Source organism: Streptomyces sp. NPDC044063 (assembly GCF_056434285.1).
In genome coordinates this window covers 25,371-52,361 of sequence record NZ_JBWKFM010000019.1, presented here as the reverse complement: position 1 = coordinate 52,361, position 26,991 = coordinate 25,371, and the positions used below count along the sequence as shown (strand labels likewise).

Below are 26,991 nucleotides of genomic sequence, written 5' to 3'. Positions count from 1 at the left end.
AGACACCCCCAGGCGACGGTAGACCCCGGCCAGGGAGGCTGTCATGCCCGTATCGCATTACGGTCGTGGCGAGGGGGCTCCGGGCGGGGTGTGCAGCCGCTGGATGGCGCGGGTCACGTCGAAGGGGAGGATGGTGACGGCCACGTTCGGCAGCTGTTCCAGGACCCTGGCCATCTCCTCCGCCGTGCCCCGGTGCAGCATCCGGCCCAGCGGGGTGGAGTACGTCCGGCGCGGGATCAGCAGGGTCAGGGCCGTCGAGCCGTCCGCCGTGGTGCGCGCCGCCAGGTCGGCGACCGCGTGGCGCAGCCGGCGGTCGGGGCAGTCGACGAGCTCCAGCGGCACGGTGGTGCCCGACGAGCGGTCCCAGCGCTCGGCCAGCCGGTGGGCGCGCTCCTCGTCGATGACGAAGTGGAGGGCCCGCACCTCGTCCGGCCGCAGCTCGTGGGCGTAGCGGAGGGCCTTGATCGTGGCCAGGTCGAGGATGTCGACGAGGACGTGGACCACGTGCCGCCGCCAGTGGGGGCGGTCGGTGGCGAAGGCGGCCACGTTCTCCAGGGCCGCGGCCTCCTCCCGGTACTGCCGGTTGATGACGATCAGCGCCCAGACGCCGAGCGGGAAGACCACCACGACCAGCCAGGCGCCCTCGGTGAACTTGGTGATGGCGAAGATCACGACCACCAGGGCCGACACCACGGCGGCGGCCAGGTTGAGCGCCGTCCGGACGTGGTTGCCCGGGCGCCGCGCGTAGTGGGCGGTCATCCCGGCGGCGGCCATCGTGAAGCCGGTGAAGACGCCGATGGCGTACAGCGCGACGAGCTTGTCGACGCTGGCCCGCGTCACCAGCAGCAGCGCCAGCGAGGTCACCGTGAGGCAGATGATGCCGTTGGAGAAGGCGAGCCGGTGCCCGCGCCGCATCAGCCGGCGGGGCAGGAAGCGGTCCTCGGCGACGAAGCTGGCGAGGAAGGGGAAGCCGGTGAACGGTGTGTTGGCGCCCGTGTAGAGGATGAGGGCCGTGGCCAGCTGGACGTAGACCAGCCCCACGGTGCCCGCCCAGCCGTCGCCGAAGACGAGGTGCGCCTCCTGGGCGATGACGGTCGGGTTGCCGTCCTCGTAGGGGATGGCGTGGGTGTAGTGGGCGAGCGTGGAGACGCCCAGCACCATCGTGCCCAGGGCGCAGCTCATGACGGTCAGGGTGCGCCGGGCGTTGACGCCCTGGGGGCGGCGGAAGGCCGAGACGCCGTTGGAGATGGCCTCCAGCCCGGTGAGGGACGAGCCGCCGTTGGCGAAGGCGCGCAGCACCATGAACACCGGGACGCCGTACAGCCAGCCGTGGCCAGGCTCGCCGAGCGGTACGGCGCCCGCCGCGCGCACGTCGGCGTGCGGGAGGCCGCCGTCCAGGGCCCGCACCAGCCCCACCACGAGCATCAGGGCCACGGCGAGCATGAAGAGGTAGGCCGGGGCCGCGAAGGTCCGGCCCGCCTCCCGCATGCCCCGCAGGTTGCCGTACATGAGGAGCACCACGATGCCCACGGTGAGGGGGAGCTTGAGGTGGTCCAGGCCGGTGTAGCCGCGGCCGACGAGGTGGGCGAGGGAGAGCAGGGCGTCGGTGCCGGCGGCGCTCTGCACGGCGACGGTGACGATGTAGTCGACGAGCAGGGCGACGGCCGCCACCTGGGCCACGCGCGGCCCGAAGTTCTCGCGGGCGACGACGTAGGAGCCGCCGGCCCGGGTGTAGACGGAGACGACGTCGCGGTAGGAGAGGGTGAGCAGCAGCAGGACGAACAGGATCGCGCCCGTCACCGGCATCAGCAGGGTGAAGGCGGCGGCCCCGGCGACCGGGACGAGGATGCGCAGCATCTCCTCGGTGCCGTAGGCCGTGGAGGACATGCAGTCGGAGGCGAGGACCCCGAGCGCCATCGGGTTGGAGAGCTTCTCCCTCGCCAGCTGCTCGGTGACCAGGGGAGGCCCCAGGAGCAGGCGCTTGACGCGGTACGCGAGCCGGTCGCGGACCACCGGCGCCGGGGGCGTCTCGGCGGTCCGGGGCTCGGCGGCATCGGGGTCGGCCATACCCATAGGAGAGCGCCTTCCCCGCTACGCGCCCGGCAGACGCCCCGGCCGGACACCCGAATCGGGTGCCCGGCCGGGGGCGGGTGGCCGTACGGGCCGGCCGGCGTCAGCCGACGACCGTCCAGGTGTCGTTGCCGGCCAGGAGGGCGCCCAGGTCGCCCTTGCCCTTCTGCTCCACGGCGGCTTCCAGCTGGTCGGACATCTGGGTGTCGTAGACCGGGCGGCGGACGTCGCGGAGGACGCCGACGGGGGTGTGGTGGAGCGTGTCGGGGTCGGCCAGCCGCGAGAGGGCGAACGCGGTGGTCGGGGAGGCGGCGTGGGCGTCGTGCACCAGCACGTCCGCCTCGTTCTCCGGGGTGACCGTGACGACCTTCAGATCGCCGGTGGCCCGGTCCCGGACGACACCCTTGCCGTTGTCCGCGCCGAAGCGGATGGGCTGCCCGTGCTCCAGGCGGATGACCGCCTCCTGGGCGCGCTCATTGTCCTTGAGGGCGTCGAAGGCACCGTCGTTGAAGATGTTGCAGTTCTGGTAGATCTCCACGAGCGCCGTCCCGGGGTGGGCCGCGGCCCGGCGCAGCACCTCGGTCAGGTGCTTGCGGTCGGAGTCGACCGTACGGGCCACGAAGGACGCCTCGGCGCCGATGGCGAGCGACACGGGGTTGAAGGGCGCGTCGAGGGAGCCCATCGGCGTGGACTTGGTGATCTTGCCGGTCTCGGAGGTGGGGCTGTACTGGCCCTTGGTCAGCCCGTAGATCCGGTTGTTGAACAGCAGGATCTTGAGGTTGACGTTGCGGCGCAGCGCGTGGATGAGGTGGTTGCCGCCGATGGAGAGGGCGTCGCCGTCGCCGGTGACGACCCAGACGGAGAGGTCCTGCCGAGAGGTGGCGAGTCCGGTGGCGATGGCGGGGGCCCGGCCGTGGATGGAGTGCATCCCGTAGGTGTTCATGTAGTACGGGAAGCGGGAGGAGCAGCCGATGCCGGAGATGAAGACGATGTTCTCTTTGGCGAGGCCCAGTTCGGGGAGGAAGCCCTGGACGGCGGCGAGGATGGCGTAGTCGCCGCAGCCGGGGCACCAGCGCACCTCCTGGTCCGACTTGAAGTCCTTCATGGACTGCCGGGCCTCGGCCTTGGGCACCAGGGAGAGTGCCTCAGTCATGGATGGCCTCCTTGAGCACATCGGCGAGCTGCTCGGCCTTGAACGGCATCCCGCTCACCTGGGTGTGGGAGCGGACGTCGACCAGGTACTTCGCTCGCAGCAGGGTGGCGAGCTGGCCGAGGTTCATCTCGGGCACGACCACGCGGTCGTACCGCTTCAGGACGTCCCCGAGGTTGGCGGGGAAGGGGTTGAGGTGGCGCAGGTGGGCCTGGGCGACATGGCCGCCCGCGGCGCGCACGCGCCGTACGGCCGCCGTGATCGGCCCGTAGGTCGAGCCCCAGCCGAGCACCAGCGTGCGGGCCTCGCCCGAGGGGTCGTCGACCTCGGTGTCGGGGACGGCGATGCCGTCGATCTTGGCCTGCCGGGTGCGGACCATGAAGTCGTGGTTGGCCGGGTCGTAGGAGATGTTGCCCGTGCCGTCCTGCTTCTCGATGCCGCCGATGCGGTGCTCCAGGCCGGGCGTGCCGGGCACGGCCCAGGGGCGGGCCAGGGTGTGGGGGTCGCGCTTGTACGGCCAGAAGACCTCGGTGCCGTCGGCCAGCTCGTGGTTGGGGCCGGTGGCGAACCGTACGCGCAGGTCGGGCAGTTCGTCGGTCTCCGGCACCCGCCACGGCTCGGAGCCGTTGGCCAGGTAGCCGTCGCTCAGCAGGAAGACCGGGGTGCGGTAGGTGAGCGCGATACGGGCCGCGTCCAGCGCCGCGTCGAAGCAGTCGGCGGGCGTCCTGGGTGCCACGATCGGCACCGGCGCCTCGCCGTTCCGCCCGTACATGGCCTGGAGCAGATCGGCCTGCTCGGTCTTGGTGGGCAGGCCCGTGGACGGGCCGCCGCGCTGGATGTCGACGATCAGCATCGGGAGTTCGAGCGAGACGGCGAGGCCGATGGTCTCCGACTTCAGGGCCACACCCGGGCCCGAGGTCGTCGTCACGGCGAGCGCGCCGCCGAAGGCCGCGCCCAGCGCCGCGCCGATGCCGGCGATCTCGTCCTCCGCCTGGAAGGTGCGCACGCCGAAGTTCTTGTGCTTCGACAGCTCGTGGAGGATGTCCGAGGCCGGGGTGATCGGGTACGAGCCCAGGTAGAGCGGCAGGTCCGCCTGGCGGGAGGCGGCGATCAGACCGTAGGACAGGGCGAGGTTGCCGGAGATGTTGCGGTAGGTGCCGGAGGGGAAGGCGGAGGTGGCCGGGGCGACCTCGTAGGAGACCGCGAAGTCCTCCGTCGTCTCGCCGAAGTTCCAGCCGGCCCGGAAGGCGGCGACGTTGGCCTCCGCGATCTGCGGCTTCTTCGCGAACTTCTTCCGCAGGAACGCCTCGGTGCTGTCGGTCGGCCGGTGGTACATCCACGACAGCAGGCCCAGCGCGAACATGTTCTTGCTGCGCTCGGCCTCCTTGCGGGAGAGCCCGAACTCCTTGAGCGCCTCGATCGTCAGCGTCGTCAGCGGCACCGGGTGGACGTTGTACGCGTCCAGGGAGCCGTCCTCCAGCGGGTTGCTGTCGTACCCCACCTTCGCCATCGGGCGCTTGGTGAACTCGTCGGTGTTGACGATGATCTCCGCGCCGTGCGGCACGTCGCCCAGATTGGCCTTGAGCGCCGCGGGGTTCATGGCGACCAGCACGTTCGGAGCGTCGCCGGGGGTGAGGATGTCGTGGTCGGCGAAGTGCAGCTGGAAGGACGACACACCCGGCAGGGTGCCGGCGGGCGCCCGGATCTCGGCCGGGAAGTTGGGGAGGGTGGAGAGGTCGTTGCCGAACGACGCCGTCTCGGAGGTGAAGCGGTCTCCCGTGAGCTGCATGCCGTCACCCGAGTCGCCCGCGAAGCGGATGATGACCCGGTCCAGCCGGCGCACCTCCTTGACGCGCACCTCTTCGACGCGCACCTCCTCGGCGGGCGGATCGGCGGGTGCGGCCTGTTCGGCCGTGCTGCTGACCTGGCTGGTCACTGCTTCGGACCTCCCTCGTGGCGGCGCCGCGCCTTCGGTGGCGCCCAGCGGCGTTCCCACGGTCATCGTACGTTCGGACGATCATGTGCCGATATGAAGTTTGCCGGGGTGCTCTGATGCCGCACTGACGGCGTCCGGGCGGACCCTCGCACCCCGACGGTACGTCGTCGGGGCCGACGGTATGTCCCCATGACCGACGGTAGGTCCTCAGGACCGGAGGTAGGTGAGAACCGCGAGCACCCGCCGGTGATCCCCGTCACTCGGTGCCAGCCCCAGCTTCAGGAAGATGTTGCTGACGTGCTTCTCCACCGCGCCGTCGCTGACCACCAGCTGCTTGGCGACGGCCGAGTTGGTGCGTCCCTCCGCCATCAGCCCCAGCACCTCCCGCTCGCGCGGGGTGAGCCCGGCCAGCACGTCCTGCTTGCGGCTGCGGCCCAGCAGCTGGGCGACGACCTCCGGGTCCAGCGCGGTGCCGCCCCGGGCGACCCGGACCACCGCGTCCACGAACTCGCGCACCTCGGCGACCCGGTCCTTGAGCAGGTAGCCCACGCCCCGGGTGCTGCCCGCCAGTAGCTCCGTGGCGTACTGCTCCTCCACGTACTGCGACAGCACCAGCACCGCCAGCTCGGGAAACTCCTTGCGCAGCCGGACGGCCGCCCGCACGCCCTCGTCGGTGTGGGTCGGGGGCATCCGTACGTCGGCGACCACCACGTCCGGCAGCCCCTCGTCCCCGGCGGCGAGCTCCTGGACCGTCCTGATCAGCGCCTCGCCGTCGCCCACCCCCGCCACGACGTCATGCCCCCGGTCGGTCAGCAGCCGGGTCAGGCCCTCCCGGAGCAGTACCGAGTCCTCGGCGATGACCACCCGCACCCTGTCCTCCACGTTCACGATCTTCCGGCCCCCAGGCAGTGACGCTGATACGAACGTCCCCAGCATCGCAGCATCCGGCCCCGGAGCGGGTCGCTCCGGGGCCGGTGGCGGGCACCTCGAAGGGCGTCAGGAACCGGTGCGGTCCCGCCAGGGCAGCTCGGCCGTGACGACCGTGGGGCCGCCGGCGGGGGAGTCCACCAGCAGCAGCCCGTCCACCGAGTCCAGCCGCTCGGCGAGGCCCGCCAGCCCGGTGCCCGCGGCCGTCCGGGCGCCGCCCCGGCCGTCGTCGGTGACCTGGAGCATCAGCCGGTCCGCCGAGCGCCACACCTCCACCCGCGCCGAGCCGGCCCCGCTGTGCTTGCTGATGTTCTGCAGCAGCTCGGAGACCGTGAAGTAGGCGATGCCCTCGATGGCCGCCACCGGCCGGGTCGGCAGGTCCGCCTCGGTGGTCACCGGCACGGTGCAGCGCGCGGCCAGCGCGGACAGCGCCGGGCCGAGGCCGCGGTCGGTGAGGATGGCGGGGTGGATGCCGCGGGCGAGGTCGCGCAGCTCCCGCAGGGCGAGCTTCACCTCTCCGTGGGCCTCGTCGACCATGCGGGCGGCGGCCTCGGGGTCCTCCAGGAGCTTCTCCTTGGCCAGGCCCAGATCCATGGCGAGGGCGACGAGGCGGGCCTGGGCGCCGTCGTGGAGGTCGCGCTCGATGCGGCGCAGATCGGCGGCCGCCGTGTCGACCACCACGCCCCGGTCCTCCTCCAGCTCCCACACCCGCGTCGCCAGCCGCGACGGCCCCAGCAGCCCCGTCACCAGCAGCCGGTCCACCAGTGCCAGGCCCCGCAGGACCCACGGCGTGCCCAGGACGAGCACCAGGCCCGCGCCGACGGTCAGGGCGATCTCGAAGGGGGTGTCGACGTAGAACGCTTCCCCGTCGGAGTCGCCGTACAGCTGGATGCCCGGCTGCCCGGCGTACCGCGTCAGCGTCCACCGCCACAGCGGGTACAGGAACAGCCCCCAGCCGGTCGTCATCAGCACCACCGACACGACGAACGTGAACAGCGCCCAGGGGAAGTGCACCAGCGGGTACAGCAGCTGCCGCCAGGACGTGCCGCTCTTGAGCAGCGCCCCCACCCACGCCATCAGGCCGCCCCGCGGCCGGCCCCGGCCGTTCGTCCGCCGGGGCCGCACCGGCTCCGGCTCGGCGACCTCCAGGCGCAGCAGCGCCCGGGCCCGGGCCCGCTCCAGCACGCCCAGCCCGCGCGCCCCGGCGAGCGCCCCGGCCAGCACCGGCACGCCCAGGAAGGTGACCAGCAGGCCGACCCCCAGCGCGGTCATGGTGATGACGTAGACGAACGTGACCGTCGCGACCGGCAGGCCGGTCAGGAAGTAGAGGAACTCCCGCCAGGTGCGGCCCTCCAGCGGCGCGCGGAGCACGGCGGGCACCCGGTGGGGGCCGGTCGCCGCCCCCGGGCGGTGCTGGGTTCCGTAGTCGATGGCCATGTTCGTCCTCGTCCTCGCCGTCGTCGTCTTCGTGGTCCGTGGTCCCGGTCCTTGCCGGTATCCAGGCTCGCGCGGCGCGGCCCGGCGGACCATGCGGCGGGTCGGTGTCCCGGGGGTGGGGATGTCCCCACCCCCGCCGGGGCGTCAGCCGCCGGTGCGGTCCCGCCAGGGCAGCTCGGCCGTGACGACCGTGGGGCCGCCGGCGGGGGAGTCCACCGTGAACACGCCGTCCACCGAGCGCAGCCGCTCGGCGAGGCCGGCCAGCCCGCTGCCCCCGGCCGTCGAGGCGCCGCCGCGCCCGTCGTCGCGGACCTGGAGCAGCAGCCGGTCCCGCCGCCGCCACACCTCGACGCCGGCCGAGCCGGCCCCGCTGTGCTTGCTGACGTTCTGCAGCAGCTCGGAGACCGTGAAGTAGGCGATGCCTTCGATCGCCGGCGCGGGCCGGGCCGGCAGGTCCACCGCCACCGTCACCGGCACCGTGCAGCGGGTGGCCACCGACGACAGGGCGGGGCCGAGGCCGCGGTCGGTGAGGATGGCGGGGTGGATGCCGCGGGCGAGGTCGCGCAGCTCCTGGAGCGCGAGCTTCACCTCCCCGTGGGCCTCGTCGACCATGCGGGCGGCGGCCTCGGGGTCCTCCAGGAGCTTCTCCTTGGCCAGGCCGAGGCCCATGGCGAGGGCGACGAGGCGGGCCTGGGCGCCGTCGTGGAGGTCGCGCTCGATGCGGCGCAGATCGGCGGCCGCCGTGTCCACGACGACCCCCCGGTCCTCCTCCAGCTCGGCGACCCGCCGCTCCAGCTCGCTCGACGGGCACAGCAGCCCGCGCACCATCGCCCGGTCCACATGCGTCAGGCCGCGCGTCAGATGGCCCAGAACCGGCCACGCGACGAAGAGGGAGACCAGGACGACCGTGAACGTGAGAACGCCCCATGGCAATCGTATGAACGCGTACAGCGTGCTCCGCCAGCCCACCGGGTCCTTCAGCGTGGCCCACAGCCAGCCCAGGAACCCCCGCTGGTCCCGGCCGCGCGGCAGCGGGCTCGGCTCGTCGATCCGCACGCCCAGCAGCGACCGCGCCCGGGCCCGCTCCAGCCGGCCCAGCACCCGGGACCCCATCAGACCCAGCGCCAGCAGCGGCAGGCCCACCACCGTGACGGACAGCGCCACGCCCGCGTAGAGCCACAGCGAGACGTACAGGAAGCCGATGATGCCCTCGGGCAGATTGACCAGGAGGTGGGCCACCTCCTTCCAGGTCTGTGCCCCGAAGGCGGGACGGACGGGTGGGAGCCGGTCCTCGGCAAAAGCGGAATCAGCGGTTTCGCTGGGGGCGCTGCTGGCGTTCATGGGGCAAGCCTGCCCGGCCCCCACGGGCCGTCGCCATGGGGGCGGTGGGTGCCGGCGGGTGGGGATAACCCCACCTCCGGCCGGACAGCGAGGATCGCCCCGGCCCCGGCAGGGCCTAGACTCGCGTGCGTACAGATCGTCGAACAAACAGGACAGGGAACGAGGGGCGGACGTGCCGGAGGCAACCGTGCGCACCAGTAGCGCCGATGTCCAGCTCGCGTCGGAGTACTTCCACGGCTACACCGTGGTCGGTCTCCTCGCGGTGATCGGGGTGCTCTTCGTCGCCGTGGCCTTCGGGGCCGCGCGGCTCCTGCGGCCGGTGGCGCCGACACCCGAGAAGCTGCTCGCCTACGAGTGCGGGGTGGACCCCGTCGGCGAGGGCTGGGCGCACACCCAGGTGCGGTATTACGTCTACGCGTTCCTTTATGTGATCTTCGCGGTGGACTCGATCTTCCTGTTCCCCTGGGCGACCGTGTTCGCCGCGCCGGGCTTCGGCGGGGCGACGCTCGTGGAGATGTTCATCTTCCTCGGCTTCCTCGCCGTGGGCCTGTTGTACGCATGGAAGAAGGGCGTCCTCGCATGGACGTGACACCCGCCGTGGACCTCCCCGAGCCCCGCCGCCTCGGACCACTGGCCCGCCTCGCCCCCGAGCCCATGAAGGTCGTCCTCAACTGGGGACGCCGCTACAGCCTCTGGGTCTTCAACTTCGGGCTGGCCTGCTGCGCGATCGAGTTCATCGCGGCCTCCATGGCCCGCCACGACTTCATCCGCCTCGGTGTCATCCCCTTCGCACCGGGCCCGCGCCAGGCCGACCTCATGATCGTCTCCGGCACGGTGACGGACAAGATGGCCCCCGCGGTCAAGCGGCTCTACGAGCAGATGCCCGAGCCGAAGTACGTCATCTCCTTCGGCGCCTGCTCGAACTGCGGCGGCCCCTACTGGGACTCGTACTCCGTGACCAAGGGCGTCGACCAGATCATCCCCGTGGACGTCTACGTCCCCGGCTGCCCGCCACGCCCCGAGGCGCTGCTCCAGGGCATCATCAAGCTCCAGGAGAAGATCGCGCGGGAGTCGCTGGGCGAGCGCTACTCGCAGCCGTCGCCGGCGGCGCTGCGCAGCGGGCTGGTGACGCCCCCGCCGGCGCCGGCGCCCGCGGCGGGCCCCGAGGAGTCGGACCGATGAGCGAGCCGACCGAGCCGACCGAGCCGACCGCCGACGCTGCCGAGCCCGCCCCCGCGCCCGAGCCGGTCGTGGGCTGGCTGCCGGCCCCCGCCACCGAGCTGTTCGGCGCGGGTGCCACCGCCGAGGAGGCGTACGACACCCTCACCGTCGACGTCCCCGCCGACTCCTGGATCGCCGCGCTGGAGACCGCCCGGGACCGGCTCGGCTGCACCTTCTTCGACTGGCTGAGCGCCGTGGACGAGCCCGGTACGGGCTTCCGCGTCTGCGCGCACGTGGCCGCGCTGCCGGCCTCCGGGTCCGGCACCCGCCGGCTGCTGCTGCGCACCACCGTGCCGCACGACGCGCCCGCCCTGCCGACCGCCGTCGGCGTCTACGCCGGCGCGGAGTGGCACGAGCGCGAGACCCACGAGATGTTCGGCGTCGGCTTCACCGGCCACCCCCACCTCGTGCCGCTGCTCCTGCCGGAGAACTTCGAGGGCCACCCGCTCCGCAAGGACTTCGTCCTCGCGGCCCGCGTGGTCAAGGCCTGGCCGGGCGCCAAGGAACCCGGCGAGTCCGCCGAGGGCGGCCCCAAGCGCCGCCAGATGCTGCCGCCCGGCGTGCCCGACCCCAACGAGTGGGGCCCCCTCAAGGGCCAGCTCCCCCCGGCCCCGGCCCGCCCCACCCGCGCCGCCCCCGGCGAACGCCGCGCCCGCACGACGACGGACGGCCCGCCCCCGCGCCGTGCGCGCAGCGTGGCGGAGGGCTCGGCGAGCCAGGCCGCGGCCGCGGGCGCGGCCGCGGAGGCGGCTCCGCGGCGTACGCGCAGCGTGGCGGACGGCTCGGCGAGTCAGGCGGCTCCCCGCCGCACCCGTAGCGCGGCGGACGGCTCGGCCAGCCAGGCGGCGGGCGAGGAGACCCGCGCCGCGCGCCCGGCGCCCCGCTCCTCCGACGCCCCCTGGCACCACGCCCGCCCGGCCTTCGACGAGAAGCCCGGCCCGGAGGCGGAGCCCGGCGCGGCCGAACCGGCCGGGACCGCCGAGCCCCCCAAGGACCCCGAGAAGCCCGAGAAGCCCGAGAACCCCCCGCGCACCCCCCGCCACGACACGAACCCCGCCGGAGGCGACCCCGCATGAGCGACACCATGGACGTCGTCCTGCGCCTGGTCGCCGTGTTCGTCGCCTTCGTCGCGCTGCCGCTCGTCATCGGGCAGACCGAGCACAAGGTGATGGCGCACATGCAGGGCCGGCTCGGCCCCATGTACGCCGGTGGTTTCCACGGCTGGGCGCAGCTCGTCGCGGACGGTGTGAAGTTCGCGCAGAAGGAGGACGTGGTCCCGGCCGGCGCGGACCGCAGGATCTTCCAGATGGCGCCCGCGGTGGCCCTGCTGCCGTACCTTCTCGTCCTGCTGGTCATCCCGGTCGGGCCCGGCAACGCCGTCGGGCAGGTCGTCGACGCGGGCATCTTCTTCGTGCTCGCCGTGATGGGCGTCGGCGTGCTCGGCTCGCTGATGGCCGGCTGGGCCTCGGCGAACAAGTTCTCCCTGCTGGGCGGTCTGCGGACGGCGGCCCAGCTGATGGCGTACGAGCTGCCGATGCTGCTCGCGGCCGCCTCGGTCGCGATGGCGGCGGGCACGGTCTCGCTGCCGGGCATCGTGGACGCCTTCCACTGGTGGTGGGTGCCGTGGCAGATCGTCGGCGGGCTGGTCTTCTTCACGGCGGGCCTCGCCGAGCTGCAGCGGCCTCCGTTCGACATGCCGGTCGCCGATTCGGAGATCATCTTCGGCGCGTACACCGAGTACACGGGTCTGCGGTTCGCGATGTTCCTGCTGGCCGAGTACGCGGGCATCGTCGTGCTGTGCGGTCTGACGACCGTCCTCTTCCTGGGCGGCTGGCACGGACCGTTCGGGGCCGACGGCCTCGGCTGGCTGTGGACGCTGCTCAAGACGGCCGTGCTGGCCTTCGTCGTGATCTGGCTGCGGGTGAGCTATCCGCGGCTGCGCGAGGACCAGCTGCAGAAGCTGGCCTGGACCGTCCTCATTCCGCTCGCCCTCGCGCAGATCGCGCTCACCGGCGTCGTCAAGGTGGTGATCCAGTAACCATGGGCATTCCCGGTTCCGGCCTGGCCAAGGGCCTCGCCGTCACCCTCCGCACGATGACCCGTCGCTCGGTCACCGCGCAGTACCCGGAGGTCCAGCCCGAGCTGCCGCCCCGCACGCGCGGTGTCATCGGGCTGTTCGAGGAGAACTGCACGGTGTGCATGCTGTGCGCCCGCGAGTGCCCGGACTGGTGCATCTACATCGACTCCCACAAGGAGACGGTGCCCGCCGCCACCCCGGGCGGCCGCGAGCGCAGCCGCAACGTCCTCGACCGCTTCGCGATCGACTTCGCCCTGTGCATGTACTGCGGCATCTGCATCGAGGTGTGCCCCTTCGACGCGTTGTTCTGGTCGCCGGAGTTCGAGTACGCCGAGACCGACATCCACGAGCTCACCCACGAGCGCGACAAGCTCCGCGAGTGGATGTGGACGGTGCCGGAGCCGCCCGCGCTGGACCCGGCGGCCGAGGAGCCCAAGGAGATCGCGGCGGCCCGCAAGACGGCCGAGAAGCTGGCCGCCCAGCAGGAGCAGGAGCGGCAGGAGAAGGAGAAGGAGGGAGAGGCATGAGCGGTACGAGCACACTCGCCGCGCAGGCGGCGCACGGCTTCCTCTCCACCTCCGGTGTCGAGATCGCCTTCCTCCTGGTCGGCCTCGTCACCCTCGGCGCGGCCCTCGTCACCGTCACCACCCGGCAGCTGGTGCACGCCGCCCTGTGGCTGGTGGTGACGCTCGGCGGGCTCGCCGTGGAGTACCTCCTGCTGACGGCGGAGTTCATCGCCTGGGTGCAGGTGCTGATCTACGTCGGCTCCGTGGTGGTCCTGCTGCTCTTCGGGCTCATGCTCACCAAGGCGCCCATCGGCCGCTCCCCGGACGCCGACTCGGCCAACCGGCTGCCCGCCCTGGGCGTGGCCGCGGCGGCCGCCGTCGCGCTCGTCTGGGTGGTCGTGGACGCCTTCCGCACGACCTGGATCGACGTCCGCGGCGCGCCGCAGGGTTCCACCGAGGTCACCGGCGAGATGCTCTTCCGGCACTGGGTGCTGCCCTTCGAGGCGCTGTCCGTGCTGCTGCTCGCCGCGCTCGTCGGCGCGATCGTGCTCTCCCGCCGGAAGTCCGACGACCGGAAGACCGAGGAGCGCTGATGCATCTCGTGTACCCCGCCGTCCTGGCGGCGCTGCTCTTCTGCGTGGGCCTGTACGGGGTGCTGGCCCGGCGCAACGCGATCCTCGTCCTGATGTCCGTCGAGCTGATGCTCAACGCCGTCAACCTCAACCTCGTCGCCTTCGACGTGTGGCTGCGCGACACGCTGCACGCCGGGCAGGCGCTCACCCTCTTCGTCATCGCCGTCGCCGCCGCCGAGATCGGCATCGGTCTGGCGATCGTCCTGCTCGTCCACCGCAACCGCGGCACCGCCGACATCGACCGGCTCCGCGACCTCCGTGACGACGCACCCGCACCCGACCGCGCAGACCGCGAGGAGAAGGCCGAGGCCGCCGCGTGAGCACCACGACCACCGCCGCCCTCGTCCCCCTGCTGCCCTTCCTCGGTGCCCTCGGCGGGCTGCTGCTCGGCCGCCGCGTCCCCGGTGCCGTCCGGCCGCTGGCCGTGCTGCCGACGCTGGCCGCCGCGGTGCTCGCGGTCGTCGTGGCCTGGCGGCAGGGCGGCGGCGCGCCCCTCGACGCGGCCACCCGGCTCACCCCCACCGGCTCCGTGCCGATCGACCTCGCGCTCCACCTCGACGGTTTCGCGGTGCTGGTCGCCGTGCTCGTCGGCGTCGTGGCGACCTGCGTCCAGGTCTACTCGACCGCCTATCTGCGCGACGACGCCCGCTACCCCTCGTACGCGGCCCTGGTCTCCCTCTTCACCGCCGCCATGCTGCTCGTCGTCTACAGCGGCGACCTGATGGTGCTGCTGGTCGGCTGGGAGATCATGGGCATCTGCTCGTACTTCCTGGTCGGCCACTACTGGGAGACCGAGGCGGCCCGGTCCGCCTCCCTCAAGGCCTTCCTGGTCACCAAGCTCGGCGACGTGCCCTTCCTGATCGGCGTCTTCGCGCTGGCCGCCGACGCCGGGACCTTCCGGATCAGCGGCATCCTCACCACCGCCGCCTCCGGCGGCCTCGACCACCCCACTCTGGTCGCGCTGCTGCTCCTCGCGGGCGTGGCGGGCAAGTCCGCGCAGTTCCCGCTGCACACCTGGCTGCCCGACGCGATGGCCGGCCCCACCCCGGTGTCCGCGCTGATCCACGCCGCCACCATGGTCGCGGCCGGCGTCTACCTCGTCGCCCGGCTGCTCCCCGTCTTCGCCGCCTCGGCCGCTGCCCTGGTCGTGCTGGCCGTGATGGCCGCGGTCACCATGGCCGGCTCGGCGCTCGCCGCCCTCGCCCAGGACGACGTCAAGCGCGTCCTGGCGTACTCGACCGTCGGCCAGCTCGGCTACATGACCGGCGCCCTCGCCGTCGGCGACCGCGGCGCGGCCGTCTTCCACCTCATCTCGCACGGCGCGTTCAAGGCCCTGCTCTTCCTCTGCGCCGGCGTGCTCATCCACGCGGCGGGAACGAACTCGCTGGCCGCGATGGCGCGGATGAACGGCCTGGCCAAGCGGGTGCCCGACGCCTTCTGGACGATGACCTGCGCCCTCCTGGCGCTGGCCGCGATCCCGCCGTTCAGCGGCTTCTTCTCCAAGGAGGCCGTGCTCGGCGCCGCCGAGCACGCGGCCGCCGGCGACGCCCACGGCGTCCCGGCCGCCGCCGGCTGGACCGTCCTGGTCGCCGGCCTGGTCACCGCCCTGCTCACGGCCGGGTACGCCACCCGCCTGTGGCTGCTGGCCTTCCGCGGCCGGGGCACCGAGGCGGCGGGGCACGGCCGCGAGCCGCTCGCCATGACCGCCGTGCTGTGGGTGCTGCTCCTGCCCACCGCCGCGTTCGGCCTGGCCGCCTGGCAGCTGCCCGACTGGTTCGACGGCGGCTCGCTGACCCCCACCCTCACCACCTCGGTGCTCTCCACGGGCCTCGCCGTGGCCGGCGCGGGCGTGATGTACGCGGCCTGGCGCCGGACCACCGCGCTCGCGGCCCGTACCCCGCTGGGCGCCGTGGCCGCCGACCCCGGCGCTGCCCCGGCCGTCTCCGAGGAGGAGTCCATCGCCACCCACGAGGCCGCCTACGGCAGCATCGCGGGCGCCCCCGACCCCGCCGACCCGAGCAGGCTGCTGCTCGGCCGCCTGCACCGCCACGCGGCCGTGGGCTTCCACGTCGACCGCGTGTACTCCGCGGCCTTCGTCAGGCCCACCCTGGCCGCGGCGCGGCTCGCCCGCTTCCTCGACCGCGAGGTCGTCGAGGCGTACGTCAGCGGCGCGGGCACCGCTCCCCGACTGCTCGGCGCCCTCGTCCGCCGCGCCCAGACCGGCAACGTGCAGACCTACCTCAGCGCCCTGCTCGCCGGCTCCGTCGTCCTGGCCGTCGCCGCCGTCCTCGTCGCCACCGGAGCCTGACCGTGAGCCCTACCGTGCTGCAGATCCTCCTCGCCGCGATCGTCGTCGTCCCGCTCCTCGGCTCCGTCGCCGCCCTGCTCCCGGCCCCGCCCGGGCTGAAGGGCAGGAACCCGGACCAGGCCGTGCTCCGGCACGGCGTCACCACCACCGGCGCCGTCCTCGCGCTGTCCGTGGCCCTGGCCGCCGGTTTCGACCACGACCACCCGGCACGCATGCAGGCGACCACCGACATCAGCTGGATCCCGGCGCTCGGCGTCCGCATCCACCTCGGCGTCGACGGCGTCTCGCTGCCCCTCGTCGTGCTGACCGCGCTGCTGACCTTCCTCTGCGCGCTGTACAGCTACCACCGGGCGCCCGACGGGCCGTCCCCCAAGGCGTTCGTGGCGCTGCTGCTCCTGCTGGAGGCCGGCACGCTGGCCACCTTCGCCGTCCTCGACCTGGTGCTGTTCTTCCTGGCCTTCGAGACGGTGCTCATCCCGATGTACTTCCTCGTCGCCCGCTGGGGCGGCGAGGGCCGGGAGCGCGCGGCGTGGCGGTTCATCCTCTACACGCTGCTCGGCTCCGTCGTGATGCTGCTCGGCCTGCTCCTGATCGGGATCGAGGGCGGCACGTTCGACATGGTGGCGCTCGCCGCCGACCAGGGCGCCTCGCTCGGCCACACCACGCAGCTCGTCGCGGCCGTGGCCGTCGCCGCGGGCCTGGCCGTCAAGGCCCCGATGTGGCCGCTGCACAGCTGGCTGCCCGACGCCCACACCGCGGCCCCGACGACGGGCTCGGTCCTGCTGGCGGGCGTGCTGCTGAAGATGGGCACCTACGGGTTCGTGCGCATCGTCCTGCCGGTGACGCCGGAGGGGGCCCAGGCGCTCGCCCCGTACCTCGGCGCCTTCGCGGCCGTCGGCATCGTCTACGGCTCCCTGGTCTGCCTGTCCCTGGCCCGTCCCGGCGCCAAGGGCGACCTCAAGCGCCTGATCGCCTACTCCTCGGTGGGCCACATGGGCTTCGTGCTGCTGGGCATCGCCACGCTGACCCCCACCGGGGTCAACGGCGCGCTGTTCGCCAACATCGCCCACGGCCTCATCACCGGCCTGCTCTTCTTCCTCGTCGGCGCGCTCAAGGACCGCTACGGCACCAGCGACCTCGACGGCCTCTCCGGCGCCACGGGCGCGGCCCTCTACGGCCGGGCCCCGCGCCTCGGCGGCCTGCTGGCCTTCGGCGCCGTCGCCTCCCTGGGCCTGCCCGGCCTCGCCGGGTTCTGGGGCGAGATGCTGGCGATGTTCGCCTCCTTCCGCCCCGCCGCCGGGCTCAGCCGGCCCACGTTCCTGGTCTTCATGGCGCTGGCCGGCCTCGGCACGCTGCTGACCGCCGCGTACCTCCTCGTCGTCGTCCGCCGGGTGTGCATGGGCGAGAAGCGGGACGAGACGCCCGCCCTCGCCGACGTGCGGACCTACGAGTTCGCCGCCTGGACCCCCCTCGTCGTCCTCACCGTCCTCGCCGGACTCTGGCCCGCGGCCCTCCTCGGCCTCACCGACCCGGCCGTACAGCAGCTCCTGGGAGGTGGCCACTGATGGGCTCCCTGGTCCAGTCCGTCGACTGGCTCGCCATCGCCCCGCCCACGATCACCGCCGTCGTGGCGCTGGTCGTCCTGGTGGCCGACCTCTTCCTGCCGGAGGGCAGGAAGCCGCTCCTCGGGGGGATCGCCGTCACCGGCCTGATCCTCGCCGGGCTCTCGCTCCTGCCGCTGCGGGGCGGCGACCGCACGACGTTCTGCCTCACCGGCACCCGGGCCGGCGACGGCGCGTGCAGCTACGCCGCCGACCACTTCACGCTGGTCGTCCAGCTGCTGGTGCTGGGCGGCGCCCTGCTGACGGCCCTGCTGTCCGTCACCGACATCGTGGACACCGAGCTGCCCGCCGGCGAGTTCTGGTTCCTGCTGCTGTCGTCCGCCGCCGGTGCGGCCCTGCTGCCGGCCTCCCGGGACCTCGCGACGCTGATCGTCGCCCTCGAAGTGGCCTCGCTGCCCGCGTTCGCCCTCGTCGGCCTGCGCCGCGGCGACAGCCGCTCCTCCGAGGCGGCCCTGAAGTTCTTCCTGTCGTCGGTCACCGCCACCGCCGTCACCCTGCTCGGCGTCAGCTTCGTCTACGCCGCGACCGGCACCCTCCACCTCACCCGGATCGCCGAGGGCCTCAGCCAGGTCGACCCGCGCCTGGCCGTCCTGGCCCAGGCGGGCGTCGCCCTCACGCTCGTCGGCTTCGCCTTCAAGACCGCGGCGGTCCCCTTCCACTTCTGGGTGCCCGACACCTACGCGGGCGCCCCCCTGCCGGTCGCCGCCTACCTGTCGGTCATCGGCAAGGCGGTCGGCTTCACCGGCCTCATCCTGGTGACCGTCGTCGCCTTCCCCGCCTACGCCGATGTCTGGGCCCCGGCCCTCGCCGTGCTCGCCGCCCTCACCATGACCGCGGGCAACGTCGCGGCCCTGCGCCAGCGGCCCGACCGCGCGCGCAGCGCCGTCCGGCTGCTGGCCTGGTCCTCGGTCGGCCAGGCGGGCTACCTGCTGGTACCCATCGCCGCCGCCGGCTACGCCGACGACGCCTCCCGGGCCATCGGCGCCACCGTCGCGTACGCCCTGATGTACGCCGCGGTGAACCTCGGCGCCTTCGCGGTGGCCGCCCTCGTGGCCCGTACGAGCCCCGGGAACCGCATCACCGACTACCGGGGCCTCTACGCCCGCCGGCCCCTCGCCGCGCTCGCCCTGGGCTTCTTCCTGCTCTGCCTGGCGGGCCTGCCGCCGGGCGTGATCGGCCTCTTCGCCAAGGTCACCGTCTTCACGGCGGCCGTCGACGCCGGGCTGGGCTGGCTGGCGGTCGTCATGGCCGTCAACGTGGTGATCGCGCTCTACTACTACCTCCAGTGGACGGCCGTGCTCTTCCGCGCCCCCGCCCCCGGCGAGGAGCCGGAGGCCGGCCACGAGCCCGCGCCGGTGCGCCCGTCGCGCCCGCTGACCGCGGCCATCGCCCTGGCCACCGCCGCCGGCGTCGCCCTGTCGGGCGCCCCGCAGCTGGTGCTGCGCTTCGCCTCGCAGGCGCTGCTGTAGCGGGCCCCGCGGCAGACCTCACCCGTACGGACCAGAGCCGTACGGGGTGCGCGGGGGAACCGCCGGTCCTCGCCTGGCGTTGACCAGTTCGAAAGGTTCCACTGGTTCAAGGGTTCCCCTGCCGCACCATTTGGAGGGCGTACCGTGCACCGCCGGCACAACGGGCTCCGGACGGCCGTGCTCCTCGGAGGGCTGTCCGCGCTCATCATCGTCATCGGCAGCATGTTCGGGCGTACGGGCCTGATCGTGGCGGTCCTGGTGGCGCTCGGCACCAATGCCTACGCCTACTGGAACAGCGACAGGATCGCCCTGCGCGCGATGCGGGCGCGGCCGGTCAGCGAGTTCGAGGCACCGCAGCTCTACCGCATGGTGCGCGAGCTCTCGACGGCCGCCCGGCAGCCCATGCCCCGCCTCTACATCTCCCCGACGGAGGCCCCCAACGCCTTCGCCACCGGCCGCAACCCGCGCAACGCCGCCGTCTGCTGCACCGAGGGCATCCTGCGCCTGCTGGACGAGCGCGAGCTGCGCGGGGTCATCGGCCACGAGCTCAGCCACGTCTACAACCGCGACATCCTGATCTCGTCGGTCGCGGGCGCGCTGGCGTCCGTGGTGATGTTCCTGGTGAACTTCGCCTGGCTGATCCCCATCGGCCGCTCGGACGACGACGAGGGCCCCGGGATCATCGGCATGATCATGATCATGCTGCTGGGCCCCATCGCGGCCTCCCTGATCCAGCTCGCCGTCAGCCGTTCCCGCGAGTACGAGGCCGATGCCTCCGGCGCCCGGCTCACCGGCGACCCGCTGGCCCTGGCCTCGGCCCTGCGCAAGCTCGAAGCGGGCACCCAGCGCCTGCCGCTGCCGCCCGAACCCCGCCTGGAGACCGCGAGCCACATGATGATCGCGAACCCGTTCCGGCCGGGCGAGGGCATGTCCAGGCTCTTCTCCACCCACCCCCCGATGCGGGAGCGCATCAGCCGCCTGGAGCGGATGGCGGGCTAGGCCCGATCCCGTCCCCTAGGGGCCTTCTCAGGGTCCCCACCTGCGGGAACCCGCAACCGCGGGGCCCCTCCACGCGGTCTCTGTGGTTGGAGAACCGCTCGCGTGGGAGGCTGAGGTACATGAGGTTGATCCTGAATCTGATCTGGTTGATCCTCTGCGGATTCTGGATGGCGCTCGGCTATGTCGTGGCGGGCCTGATCTGCTGCGTGCTCATCGTCACCATCCCGTTCGGGATCGCGTCGTTCCGGATCGCCGGCTACGCCCTGTGGCCTTTCGGACGGACGACGGTGGAGCGGCGGGACGCGGGCGCCGGATCGCTGCTCGGCAACATCATCTGGATCGTCTTCGCGGGCTGGTGGCTGGCGCTCGGCCACATCTTCACCGGCATCGCCCTGTGCGTGACGATCATCGGAATCCCGCTGGGCATCGCGAACTTCAAGCTCATCCCGATCTCGCTGATGCCGCTGGGCCGTGAAATCGTCCCGACGGACCGGCCGTTCGCGACGCGCTGAGGCCGGCCGGGTACGCGCGAGGGCGCGCCGGGAGGGGGCCCGTGCGGCCCCGTCCCGGCGCGCCCTCGCCGGCGTTCCGGCCCGGCTTCCGGCGTGTGCCTACCGGTAGTTGACGAACTGGAGGGCGAAGTCCAGGTCCTTGCCCTTCAGCAGGGCGATGATGGCCTGGAGGTCGTCGCGGCTCTTGGAGGAGACGCGCAGCTCCTCGCCCTGGACCTGGGCCTTGACGCCCTTGGGGCCCTCGTCGCGGATGATCTTCGCGACCTTCTTGGCGTTCTCCTGGGAGATGCCCTCCACGATCGACGCGAAGAGCTTGTACTCCTTGCCGGAGGCCTGGGGCTCGCCGGCGTCCAGGGACTTCAGGGAGATGCCGCGCTTGATCAGCTTGGACTGGAAGATGTCGAGAACCGCGTTGACCCGCTCCTCGGAGTTGGCCCGCATCTCGATCTTCTCGCCCGACCAGGCGATCGAGGCCCCGACGCCCTTGAAGTCGTAGCGCGTGGCGATCTCCTTGGCGGCCTGGTTCAGCGCGTTGTCGACCTCCTGCCGCTCGACCTTCGAGACGATGTCGAAACTGGAGTCGGCCATATTGAGTTGGCTCCTCGTACGTAGATCCATCAGGGGGTCGCGGACCCGTGACGGGGCCGCGTGGCCAGCCTAGTCACCCGAGCCGTGATCCAGGCGCTGTGAACCGAGTGGCGGACCACCCCAGGTCATCGGGTATGGTTTACGTCGTTGCCCCGGAGCGGCTCGAAAGAGCGACCGAGGCGAACACCATGGCGGTGTGCCCGAGTGGCCAATGGGAGCGGACTGTAAATCCGTCGGCTTAGCCTACCCAGGTTCGAATCCTGGCGCCGCCACGGAACGAGGCCCCTGATCTGCGAGGATCAGGGGCTTCTTTCGTTCTCCGGCCCGTCTCAGGCCGTGCCCAGGGCCTTCACCGCCTCCGTCACCGGCGTGTCCCCGGCGATCAGCTCCAGCGTCAGGCCCACGGAGCCCCGCTCGTCCTCGTCCAGCAGGGCCGCCAGCACCGCCGCCACGTCGTCCCGCGCCACCCCGCCCCGGCCGGTGCGGCCCGCCGAGAGGGTCACCAGGCCGGTCCCGGGCTCGTCCGTCAGCGTGCCCGGGCGCAGGATCGTCCAGTCCAGGCCGGGCCGGGAGGTGATGTCCGCGTCGGCGGCGCCCTTGGCGCGCAGATAGGCGGCGAAGACCGGATCGGTGCCCTCCGGGGGCTCCTGCCCGGCGCCCATGGACGAGACCACGACGTACCGCCGCACCCCGGCGGCCTCCGCCGCGTCGGCGAAGAGGACCGCGGCCGCCCGGTCGACGGTCTCCTTCCGGGCGGCGCCGCTGCCGGGCCCCGCCCCGGCGGCGAAGACGGCGGCGTCCGCGCCCTGAAGGTGCCGGGCGACATCCGCGACGGACGCCGTCTCCAGGTCGCACACGACGGGCTCGGCGCCCGCCGCCAGCAGATCCCCCGCCTGCCCCGGGCGGCGGATCACGCCCGCCACCTCGTCGCCGCGCGCGGCGAGCAACCGCTCCAGCCGCAGCGCGATCCGACCGTGTCCTCCAGCGATGACAATGCGCATGATCCGACCGTACGCCCCGCCCCCTCGCCCTAGGCCGGATCCGAGCCGCGTGGCGACTGGCGGGGCAGATCGAGCGCCACCGTGGCCTGGACGTCGCCGTACTCCCGCACCGCGCTCGTCCGGGCCACCACCCGGCCCCGGTGGACCACGAGCCGGCTGTAGCCCAGGGAGAGCGCCCCGGCGACCCCGCCGCCCCGCACCGCCAGCAGCTCGGCCGGGAAGCCCGCCTCCACCCGCACCTCCGGCAGCCCCAGCGCCTCCCGGGCGTGCCCGCTCACGGACTCGTACGCCCGCTCCGGGCTCAGCTCGCCGCGCGAGGCCAGCAGGAAGGCCGCCTCCAGGGGGTCCCCCCGGCCCACCGGGTTGGCCGCGTCGCGCAGCGCCCCGCTGCCCGCCGTCACCCGGACGCCGGCGGCCCGCAGCAGCCGCACGGGGACGCCCCAGGGGCCCCTGGCGGCCCCCAGGCCGCCGCAGTCGCCCTGGGGCAGGCAGACGACCGTCACGCCCGCCGCGGCCAGCTGCTGGGCCGCCAGGGCCGCCTGGTCGTACGGGAGCCGCCCCAGGCCCCCGCAGGGGCCGATGGCCACCCCCGGCCGCAGACCGCCCGCCATGGCGGCCAGCCGGGCCAGCCGGGCCGGGTCGGCGCCGTCCGTGTGGAGGTCGACGGCGCAGCCGTGCTCGGCCGCGACCTCCAGCACGGCCTCGGCGTAGCCCGTCGGGTCCGGGTCGAGGTCGGGGCAGCCGCCGACGACGGTGGCGCCCATCTTCACGGCGTCCCGCAGCATGGCCAGGCCGTCGGCCCCGGCGGCGCCGGTCAGCAGCCGGGGCACCGCGACGGCGGTGAGCTCGGTGAGCCCGCGCAGCGCCCGACGGGCCGCCAGGACGGCCTGGAGCGAGCGGAGTTCCTGCACGTCGCCGATGCGTACGTGGGAGCGCACCGCGGTGACGCCGTGGCCCAGCTGGAGCAGCGCGGCCTCGGTGGCCCGGCGCTGGACGTCCTCGGCGGAGCAGGGGACCGGCCCGCCCAGGTCGGCGGTGAGCGCGGTGTCGTAGTGGGCGTGCGGTTCGGCGGGGGCGGGCAGCAGGACGTAGCCGCCGAGGTCCACGCGGGGCCCGGGGGCGAGGCTGCCGGCCGTGCCGACGGCCTCGATCCGGCCGCCGCTCAGCCGGACGTCCACGATCCGGCCGTCGGCGAGCCGGGCGCCGCTGAGCACCAGTGGCCCGTCGCCGGACCGGGGGTCGGCGGCGTCGCCGTCCGGGCTCCTGGCGGGCTGCGGCTGACTGTCGGGCATCGCGATCCTCCGGTCTGCCGGGGCGGGCATGATCACGCGGCGGTCCGAGCGTAGGCCGCCCGGTGGGCCGGTTCGAGCAGGCGACGAATAGTCGTACTGGTGTGGTCCTCGGGGCCGGAGCGGGTACCCGGGAGAAGCGCCTGGCGGGGGCGGCCGGATACGGATTTCACCTTCGGCCGGAGACCGTGTAATGTCTTCCTCGCTCGCCCCAATAGCTCAGTCGGCAGAGCGTCTCCATGGTAAGGAGAAGGTCAACGGTTCGATTCCGTTTTGGGGCTCTGGTGTAAGAGGTTGCTCCCCGCCTTCGGGCGGGGAGGTTCCTCCCGCATCAAAGCGGCGTAGCTCAGTCGGTAGAGCAAGCGGCTCATAATCGCTGTGTCACCGGTTCAAGTCCGGTCGCCGCTACACACAGTAGCCGATTGTGGGGTCGGTCCTCCGATCGGCTACTCTTTTCTGCGTTGAATCCGTCCATCCGTCAAGGAGCACTCACGTGGCTGCCACCGACGTCCGCCCGAAGATCACGCTGGCCTGCGTGGAGTGCAAGGAGCGGAACTACATCACCAAGAAGAACCGGCGTAATGACCCGGACCGACTTGAGATGAAGAAGCACTGCCCGCGCTGCAACGCCCACACGGCGCACCGCGAAACGCGCTGACGCAAGTCTCGACCATGAGGCCGTCCCCACATGCTGGGGGCGGCCTCATGGTGTATTCGCCCCCCGGAAGAAACCAGTCCATCAGGAGGTGCCGAGCCAATGGCGCTCGACCAGTCCTTCGTCGGACGGACCTACCCGGCCACCGACCCCTATGAGGTCGGCCGGGAGAAGATCCGCGAATTCGCCGAGGCCGTCGGCGATGCCAATCCGGTCTACACCGACGCCGAGGCGGCAGCCACGTTCGGTCACCCGGATGTGATCGCCCCGCCGACTTTTGTGTTCGCCATCACGTTCAAGGCCGCCGGACAGGTCATCCGTGACCCCCAGCTGGGCCTGGACTACTCCCGCGTGGTGCACGGAGACCAGAAGTTCGTCTACAGCCGCCCGGTCCGCGCCGGTGACCGGCTGACGGTCACCTCCACGATCGAGTCGATCAAGTCGCTCGCGGGCAACGACGTCCTGTCGGTCCGCGGCGAGGTCCACGACGCGGACGGCGAGCACGTGGTGACCGCCCACACGACGCTGGTGGCCCGCGGCCCCGAGGAGGCGTGATGACGGCCAAGGTTTCCTACGACGACGTCGAGGTCGGCACCGAGCTCCCCGCCGGCTCCTTCCCCGTCGACCGCGCCACCCTGGTGCGCTACGCGGGTGCCTCCGGCGACTTCAACCCGATCCACTGGAACGAGCGGTTCGCCAAGGAGGTCGGCCTCCCCGACGTGATCGCCCACGGCATGTTCACCATGGCCGAGGCGATCCGCGTGGTCACCGACTGGGCCGGCGACCCGGCGGCCGTCGTCGAGTACGGCGTGCGGTTCACCAAGCCGGTCGTCGTCCCCGACGACGACAAGGGCGCGGTCATCGAGGTCAGCGGCAAGGTCGCGGCCAAGCTCGACGACGAGGCCCGCACGGTCCGCGTCGACCTGGTGGCGATGAACGAGGGCCGCAAGGTCCTCGGCATGTCCCGCGCGGTCGTCCGCCTCGCCTGACGTGACGGGCGCCCCCTCCCGCCGGTGGCCGGGCGGGGGCGCCGCACCCGTACCCTGGTGCGCGTGCAGGAACGACACGACGCCCCCCTCGCCCCCCTGACCACCTTCCGCCTCGGCGGCCCGGCGACCCGGCTGATCACGGCCGTCACCGACGCCGAGGTGATCGCCGCGGTGCGCGAGGCCGACGAGGCCGGCACCCCGCTGCTGATCATCGGCGGCGGAAGCAACCTGGTCATCTCCGACAAGGGCTTCGAGGGCACCGCCCTGCGCATCGCCACCACCGGCTTCGAGCTCGACGGCACCCGCCTGGAGCTCGCCGCCGGCGAGAACTGGTCCGACGCCGTCGCCCGCACCGTCGCGGCCGGACTGGCCGGCATCGAGTGCATGGCCGGCATCCCCGGCTCCGCCGGCGCCACGCCCATCCAGAACGTCGGCGCGTACGGCCAGGACGTCTCCGCCACGATCACAGAGGTCGTCGCCTACGACCGCAGGGCCGGCGAGACGGTGGTCGTCCCCAACGCCGAGTGCGACTTCTCCTACCGGCACAGCCGCTTCAAGCAGGACCCCGACCGCTACGTCGTCCTGCGCGTCCGCTTCGAGCTGGAGGACGCCGGCGGTCTCTCCGCCCCGCTGAAGTACCCCGAGACCGCCCGCACCCTCGGTGTGGAGGCCGGCGACCGGGTGCCCGTCGCCCACGCCCGGGAGACGGTCCTCAGGCTCCGGGCCGGCAAGGGCATGGTCCTCGACGCCGAGGACCACGACACCTGGTCCGCGGGCTCCTTCTTCACCAACCCCGTCCTCACCGCGGCCGAGCACACCGCCTTCCTGACCCGCGTCGCCGAGCGGCTCGGCCCGGACGTGGCGCCGCCGGCCTTCCCGGCCGGGGACGGCCTGGTCAAGACCTCGGCCGCCTGGCTGATCGACCGGGCCGGCTTCACCAAGGGCTACGGCGAGGGCAGGGCCCGCATCTCCACCAAGCACACGCTGGCGCTGACGAACCGGGGCGAGGCCACGACCGAGGACCTCCTGGCGCTGGCCCGCGAGGTCCGTGACGGGGTCCACGAGGCCTTCGGAGTCACGCTGGTGAACGAGCCGGTGACGGTGGGCGTCAGCCTCTAGGTCTCAATCGCCGGCCGGGCCGGGAGGCGCGGCCAGCCACGCGTCCACCCCGGCCAGGAGCCGGGCCCGGACGTCCGGCGGGGCCGCCGACCCCCGGACCGACTGCCGCGCCAGTTCCGCCAGCTCCGGGTCCGTGAAGCCGTGGTGTTCGCGGGCCAGCTCGTACTGGGCCGCCAGCCGGGAGCCGAACAGCAGGGGGTCGTCCGCGCCCAGCGCTATCGGCACGCCCGCGTCCCACAGCGTCCGCAGCGGGACGTCGCCCGGCTTGTCGTAGACGCCCAGGGCGACGTTCGACGACGGGCACACCTCGCACGTCACGCCCCGGTCCGCGAGCTTCCGCAGCAGGCGCGGGTCCTCGGCGGCGCGTACGCCGTGCCCGACGCGGGCCGCGTGGAGGTCGTCCAGGCAGTCCCGGACGCTGCTCGGGCCCGTCAGCTCGCCGCCGTGCGGGGCGGCCAGCAGACCGCCCTCCCGGGCGATCTCGAAGGCACGGTCGAAGTCGCGGGCGAGCCCGCGCCGCTCGTCGTTGGAGAGGCCGAAGCCGACGACGCCCCGGTCGGCGTAGCGCACGGCGAGCCGGGCCAGCGTCCGGGCGTCCAGCGGGTGCTTCATCCGGTTCGCGGCGACCAGCACCCGCATCCCCAGACCGGTCTCCTTCGACGCCTCCTCCACCGCGTCGAGGATGATCTCCAGGGCCGGGATCAGACCGCCCAGGCGGGGCGCGTACGAGGTGGGGTCGACCTGGATCTCCAGCCACCCGGAGCCGTCCCTGACGTCCTCCTCGGCGGCCTCGCGGACCAGCCGCCGGATGTCCTCCTCGGACCGCAGGCAGGAGCGCGCGATGTCGTACAGCCGCTGGAAGCGGAACCAGCCGCGCTCGTCCGTCGCCCGCAGCTTCGGCGGCTCGCCGCCCTTGAGGGCCTCGGGCAGGTGCACGCCGTACTTGTCGGCGAGCTCCAGCAGCGTGGCGGGGCGCATGGACCCGGTGAAGTGCAGGTGCAGATGGGCCTTGGGCAGCAGACGGAGATCACGCGAGCGTTCCATTGCCCGATCCTGCCTCATGGGGACAGCGATCGGAAGGCGTGTTCCCTGATCGGGGAGTGAATCGAAAGCGAATGCGGGGTTCCGGCCGCACCGGCCGGA

Annotated in this window: 26 protein-coding genes and 3 tRNA genes; 19 read left to right on the top strand and 10 right to left on the bottom strand. The window is 73.0% G+C overall.

Translation table 11 applies throughout. The features are described from left to right. Window positions 1-57: 57 nt before the first annotated feature. The 6 genes from AC07BS_RS22780 to AC07BS_RS22755 all read right to left on the bottom strand — a co-directional run bounded on the left by AC07BS_RS22780 (window position 58) and on the right by AC07BS_RS22755 (window position 8,861). Window positions 58-2,067, bottom strand: coding sequence for an APC family permease (locus AC07BS_RS22780; RefSeq protein WP_478934094.1), 2,010 nt, complete (start codon window positions 2,065-2,067; stop codon window positions 58-60). A gap of 106 nt (window positions 2,068-2,173) precedes the next feature. Beyond that, a complete protein-coding gene (locus tag AC07BS_RS22775; protein ID WP_478934092.1) occupies window positions 2,174-3,223 on the bottom strand; it encodes a 2-oxoacid:ferredoxin oxidoreductase subunit beta in 1,050 nt (349 codons plus the stop codon). Further along, window positions 3,216-5,156 carry a 2-oxoacid:acceptor oxidoreductase subunit alpha gene (locus AC07BS_RS22770; protein ID WP_478647170.1) on the bottom strand — a complete coding sequence of 647 codons (1,941 nt, stop codon included), beginning with the start codon at window positions 5,154-5,156 and terminating at the stop codon, window positions 3,216-3,218. Before AC07BS_RS22770 ends, AC07BS_RS22775 begins: the two co-directional genes overlap by 8 nt. Window positions 5,157-5,363: 207 nt before the next feature. Further along, the gene (locus tag AC07BS_RS22765) at window positions 5,364-6,026 is read right to left on the bottom strand and encodes a response regulator (protein ID WP_478647313.1); all 663 of its coding nucleotides are present in this window, start codon (window positions 6,024-6,026) and stop codon (window positions 5,364-5,366) included. Between the two features lie 126 nt (window positions 6,027-6,152). Continuing rightward, a complete protein-coding gene (locus AC07BS_RS22760; protein WP_478934090.1) occupies window positions 6,153-7,520 on the bottom strand; it encodes a sensor histidine kinase in 1,368 nt (455 codons plus the stop codon). A gap of 144 nt (window positions 7,521-7,664) precedes the next feature. Continuing rightward, window positions 7,665-8,861, bottom strand: a complete 1,197-nt coding sequence (locus AC07BS_RS22755) for a sensor histidine kinase (protein WP_478934088.1) — start codon at window positions 8,859-8,861, stop codon at window positions 7,665-7,667. Window positions 8,862-9,033: 172 nt separating this feature from the next. Here AC07BS_RS22755 and AC07BS_RS22750 point away from each other — a divergent pair, with 172 nt between their 5' ends. From AC07BS_RS22750 to AC07BS_RS22695, 12 genes are all read left to right on the top strand, one after another. Beyond that, window positions 9,034-9,450, top strand: a complete 417-nt coding sequence (locus AC07BS_RS22750) for an NADH-quinone oxidoreductase subunit A (protein ID WP_478647165.1) — start codon at window positions 9,034-9,036, stop codon at window positions 9,448-9,450. After that, the gene (locus AC07BS_RS22745) at window positions 9,441-10,043 is read left to right on the top strand and encodes an NADH-quinone oxidoreductase subunit B (protein ID WP_478647163.1); all 603 of its coding nucleotides are present in this window, start codon (window positions 9,441-9,443) and stop codon (window positions 10,041-10,043) included. The genes AC07BS_RS22750 and AC07BS_RS22745 overlap by 10 nt, the downstream gene beginning before the upstream one ends. Further along, complete coding sequence (locus AC07BS_RS22740) at window positions 10,040-11,158, top strand: NADH-quinone oxidoreductase subunit C (RefSeq protein WP_478934085.1); 1,119 nt, start codon at window positions 10,040-10,042, stop codon at window positions 11,156-11,158. Before AC07BS_RS22745 ends, AC07BS_RS22740 begins: the two co-directional genes overlap by 4 nt. Next, complete coding sequence (locus tag AC07BS_RS22735) at window positions 11,155-12,120, top strand: complex I subunit 1/NuoH family protein (RefSeq protein WP_478647159.1); 966 nt, start codon at window positions 11,155-11,157, stop codon at window positions 12,118-12,120. The genes AC07BS_RS22740 and AC07BS_RS22735 overlap by 4 nt, the downstream gene beginning before the upstream one ends. A 2-nt stretch (window positions 12,121-12,122) precedes the next feature. Continuing rightward, on the top strand, window positions 12,123-12,686 hold the full coding sequence (locus AC07BS_RS22730; protein ID WP_478934083.1) for a NuoI/complex I 23 kDa subunit family protein: 564 nt from the start codon (window positions 12,123-12,125) through the stop codon (window positions 12,684-12,686). After that, window positions 12,683-13,258 carry an NADH-quinone oxidoreductase subunit J family protein gene (locus AC07BS_RS22725; protein ID WP_478647155.1) on the top strand — a complete coding sequence of 192 codons (576 nt, stop codon included), beginning with the start codon at window positions 12,683-12,685 and terminating at the stop codon, window positions 13,256-13,258. The genes AC07BS_RS22730 and AC07BS_RS22725 overlap by 4 nt, the downstream gene beginning before the upstream one ends. Beyond that, on the top strand, window positions 13,258-13,617 hold the full coding sequence (gene nuoK / locus AC07BS_RS22720) for an NADH-quinone oxidoreductase subunit NuoK (RefSeq protein ID WP_478647154.1): 360 nt from the start codon (window positions 13,258-13,260) through the stop codon (window positions 13,615-13,617). The genes AC07BS_RS22725 and nuoK overlap by 1 nt, the downstream gene beginning before the upstream one ends. After that, window positions 13,614-15,605 (top strand): NADH-quinone oxidoreductase subunit 5 family protein, encoded by a 1,992-nt coding sequence (locus AC07BS_RS22715; protein ID WP_478934080.1) that lies wholly within the window; start codon window positions 13,614-13,616, stop codon window positions 15,603-15,605. Before nuoK ends, AC07BS_RS22715 begins: the two co-directional genes overlap by 4 nt. Window positions 15,606-15,622: 17 nt before the next feature. Continuing rightward, a complete protein-coding gene (locus AC07BS_RS22710; protein WP_478647311.1) occupies window positions 15,623-17,170 on the top strand; it encodes a complex I subunit 4 family protein in 1,548 nt (515 codons plus the stop codon). Next, the gene (locus AC07BS_RS22705) at window positions 17,170-18,696 is read left to right on the top strand and encodes an NADH-quinone oxidoreductase subunit N (RefSeq protein WP_478647150.1); all 1,527 of its coding nucleotides are present in this window, start codon (window positions 17,170-17,172) and stop codon (window positions 18,694-18,696) included. The genes AC07BS_RS22710 and AC07BS_RS22705 overlap by 1 nt, the downstream gene beginning before the upstream one ends. Window positions 18,697-18,840: 144 nt before the next feature. Continuing rightward, entirely contained in the window at window positions 18,841-19,695 is an 855-nt protein-coding gene (htpX, locus tag AC07BS_RS22700; protein ID WP_478647149.1) for a zinc metalloprotease HtpX, read from the top strand. Window positions 19,696-19,814: 119 nt separating this feature from the next. Beyond that, a complete protein-coding gene (locus tag AC07BS_RS22695) occupies window positions 19,815-20,207 on the top strand; it encodes a YccF domain-containing protein (RefSeq protein ID WP_478647148.1) in 393 nt (130 codons plus the stop codon). A 99-nt stretch (window positions 20,208-20,306) separates the two neighbouring features. On the opposite strand, the gene AC07BS_RS22690 is transcribed toward AC07BS_RS22695, so the two are convergent. Continuing rightward, window positions 20,307-20,795 (bottom strand): YajQ family cyclic di-GMP-binding protein, encoded by a 489-nt coding sequence (locus AC07BS_RS22690; protein ID WP_478647146.1) that lies wholly within the window; start codon window positions 20,793-20,795, stop codon window positions 20,307-20,309. A 190-nt stretch (window positions 20,796-20,985) separates the two neighbouring features. Here AC07BS_RS22690 and AC07BS_RS22685 point away from each other — a divergent pair. Beyond that, a tRNA-Tyr gene (locus AC07BS_RS22685) sits at window positions 20,986-21,067 on the top strand. Window positions 21,068-21,124: 57 nt separating this feature from the next. Here AC07BS_RS22685 and AC07BS_RS22680 read toward each other — a convergent pair. Then, entirely contained in the window at window positions 21,125-21,796 is a 672-nt protein-coding gene (locus tag AC07BS_RS22680) for an NAD(P)H-binding protein (RefSeq protein ID WP_478647144.1), read from the bottom strand. A gap of 29 nt (window positions 21,797-21,825) precedes the next feature. Further along, entirely contained in the window at window positions 21,826-23,088 is a 1,263-nt protein-coding gene (locus tag AC07BS_RS22675; protein WP_478647142.1) for an amidohydrolase family protein, read from the bottom strand. A gap of 205 nt (window positions 23,089-23,293) precedes the next feature. Here AC07BS_RS22675 and AC07BS_RS22670 point away from each other — a divergent pair. From AC07BS_RS22670 to AC07BS_RS22645, 6 genes are all read left to right on the top strand, one after another. Next, window positions 23,294-23,366: transfer RNA gene (locus AC07BS_RS22670), tRNA-Thr, on the top strand. Window positions 23,367-23,420: 54 nt separating this feature from the next. Continuing rightward, window positions 23,421-23,493 (top strand) — tRNA-Met (locus AC07BS_RS22665). 85 nt (window positions 23,494-23,578) lie between these two features. Further along, window positions 23,579-23,743, top strand: coding sequence for a 50S ribosomal protein L33 (rpmG, locus tag AC07BS_RS22660; protein WP_004571794.1), 165 nt, complete (start codon window positions 23,579-23,581; stop codon window positions 23,741-23,743). Window positions 23,744-23,842: 99 nt separating this feature from the next. Then, on the top strand, window positions 23,843-24,295 hold the full coding sequence (locus tag AC07BS_RS22655; RefSeq protein WP_478647140.1) for an FAS1-like dehydratase domain-containing protein: 453 nt from the start codon (window positions 23,843-23,845) through the stop codon (window positions 24,293-24,295). After that, window positions 24,295-24,729: a MaoC family dehydratase gene (locus tag AC07BS_RS22650; protein WP_478647138.1), complete on the top strand. Its 435-nt coding sequence runs from the start codon at window positions 24,295-24,297 to the stop codon at window positions 24,727-24,729. Before AC07BS_RS22655 ends, AC07BS_RS22650 begins: the two co-directional genes overlap by 1 nt. A gap of 57 nt (window positions 24,730-24,786) precedes the next feature. Further along, window positions 24,787-25,848, top strand: coding sequence for a UDP-N-acetylmuramate dehydrogenase (locus AC07BS_RS22645; protein ID WP_478647136.1), 1,062 nt, complete (start codon window positions 24,787-24,789; stop codon window positions 25,846-25,848). Between the two features lie 3 nt (window positions 25,849-25,851). Here the strand turns inward: AC07BS_RS22645 and AC07BS_RS22640 are convergent, their stop codons facing one another. Continuing rightward, a complete protein-coding gene (locus AC07BS_RS22640; protein WP_478647134.1) occupies window positions 25,852-26,892 on the bottom strand; it encodes an adenosine deaminase in 1,041 nt (346 codons plus the stop codon). Between the last annotated feature and the right edge of the window lie 99 nt (window positions 26,893-26,991).

Excerpts from the sequence above, each read along its gene's own strand:
- nuoK (WP_478647154.1), top strand. The coding sequence starts at position 13,258 with ATGCATCTCGTGTACCCCGCCGTCCTGGCGGCGCTGCTCTTCTGCGTG.
- AC07BS_RS22695 (WP_478647148.1), top strand. The coding sequence starts at position 19,815 with ATGAGGTTGATCCTGAATCTGATCTGGTTGATCCTCTGCGGATTCTGG.
- AC07BS_RS22730 (WP_478934083.1), top strand. The coding sequence starts at position 12,123 with ATGGGCATTCCCGGTTCCGGCCTGGCCAAGGGCCTCGCCGTCACCCTC.
- AC07BS_RS22680 (WP_478647144.1), bottom strand. The coding sequence starts at position 21,796 with ATGCGCATTGTCATCGCTGGAGGACACGGTCGGATCGCGCTGCGGCTG.
- AC07BS_RS22755 (WP_478934088.1), bottom strand. The coding sequence starts at position 8,861 with ATGAACGCCAGCAGCGCCCCCAGCGAAACCGCTGATTCCGCTTTTGCC.
- AC07BS_RS22655 (WP_478647140.1), top strand. The coding sequence starts at position 23,843 with ATGGCGCTCGACCAGTCCTTCGTCGGACGGACCTACCCGGCCACCGAC.
- AC07BS_RS22650 (WP_478647138.1), top strand. The coding sequence starts at position 24,295 with ATGACGGCCAAGGTTTCCTACGACGACGTCGAGGTCGGCACCGAGCTC.
- AC07BS_RS22760 (WP_478934090.1), bottom strand. The coding sequence starts at position 7,520 with ATGGCCATCGACTACGGAACCCAGCACCGCCCGGGGGCGGCGACCGGC.
- AC07BS_RS22740 (WP_478934085.1), top strand. The coding sequence starts at position 10,040 with ATGAGCGAGCCGACCGAGCCGACCGAGCCGACCGCCGACGCTGCCGAG.
- AC07BS_RS22735 (WP_478647159.1), top strand. The coding sequence starts at position 11,155 with ATGAGCGACACCATGGACGTCGTCCTGCGCCTGGTCGCCGTGTTCGTC.
- AC07BS_RS22690 (WP_478647146.1), bottom strand. The coding sequence starts at position 20,795 with ATGGCCGACTCCAGTTTCGACATCGTCTCGAAGGTCGAGCGGCAGGAG.
- AC07BS_RS22675 (WP_478647142.1), bottom strand. The coding sequence starts at position 23,088 with ATGCCCGACAGTCAGCCGCAGCCCGCCAGGAGCCCGGACGGCGACGCC.
- AC07BS_RS22780 (WP_478934094.1), bottom strand. The coding sequence starts at position 2,067 with ATGGCCGACCCCGATGCCGCCGAGCCCCGGACCGCCGAGACGCCCCCG.
- AC07BS_RS22745 (WP_478647163.1), top strand. The coding sequence starts at position 9,441 with ATGGACGTGACACCCGCCGTGGACCTCCCCGAGCCCCGCCGCCTCGGA.
- AC07BS_RS22775 (WP_478934092.1), bottom strand. The coding sequence starts at position 3,223 with ATGACTGAGGCACTCTCCCTGGTGCCCAAGGCCGAGGCCCGGCAGTCC.
- AC07BS_RS22725 (WP_478647155.1), top strand. The coding sequence starts at position 12,683 with ATGAGCGGTACGAGCACACTCGCCGCGCAGGCGGCGCACGGCTTCCTC.
- AC07BS_RS22705 (WP_478647150.1), top strand. The coding sequence starts at position 17,170 with ATGGGCTCCCTGGTCCAGTCCGTCGACTGGCTCGCCATCGCCCCGCCC.
- AC07BS_RS22640 (WP_478647134.1), bottom strand. The coding sequence starts at position 26,892 with ATGGAACGCTCGCGTGATCTCCGTCTGCTGCCCAAGGCCCATCTGCAC.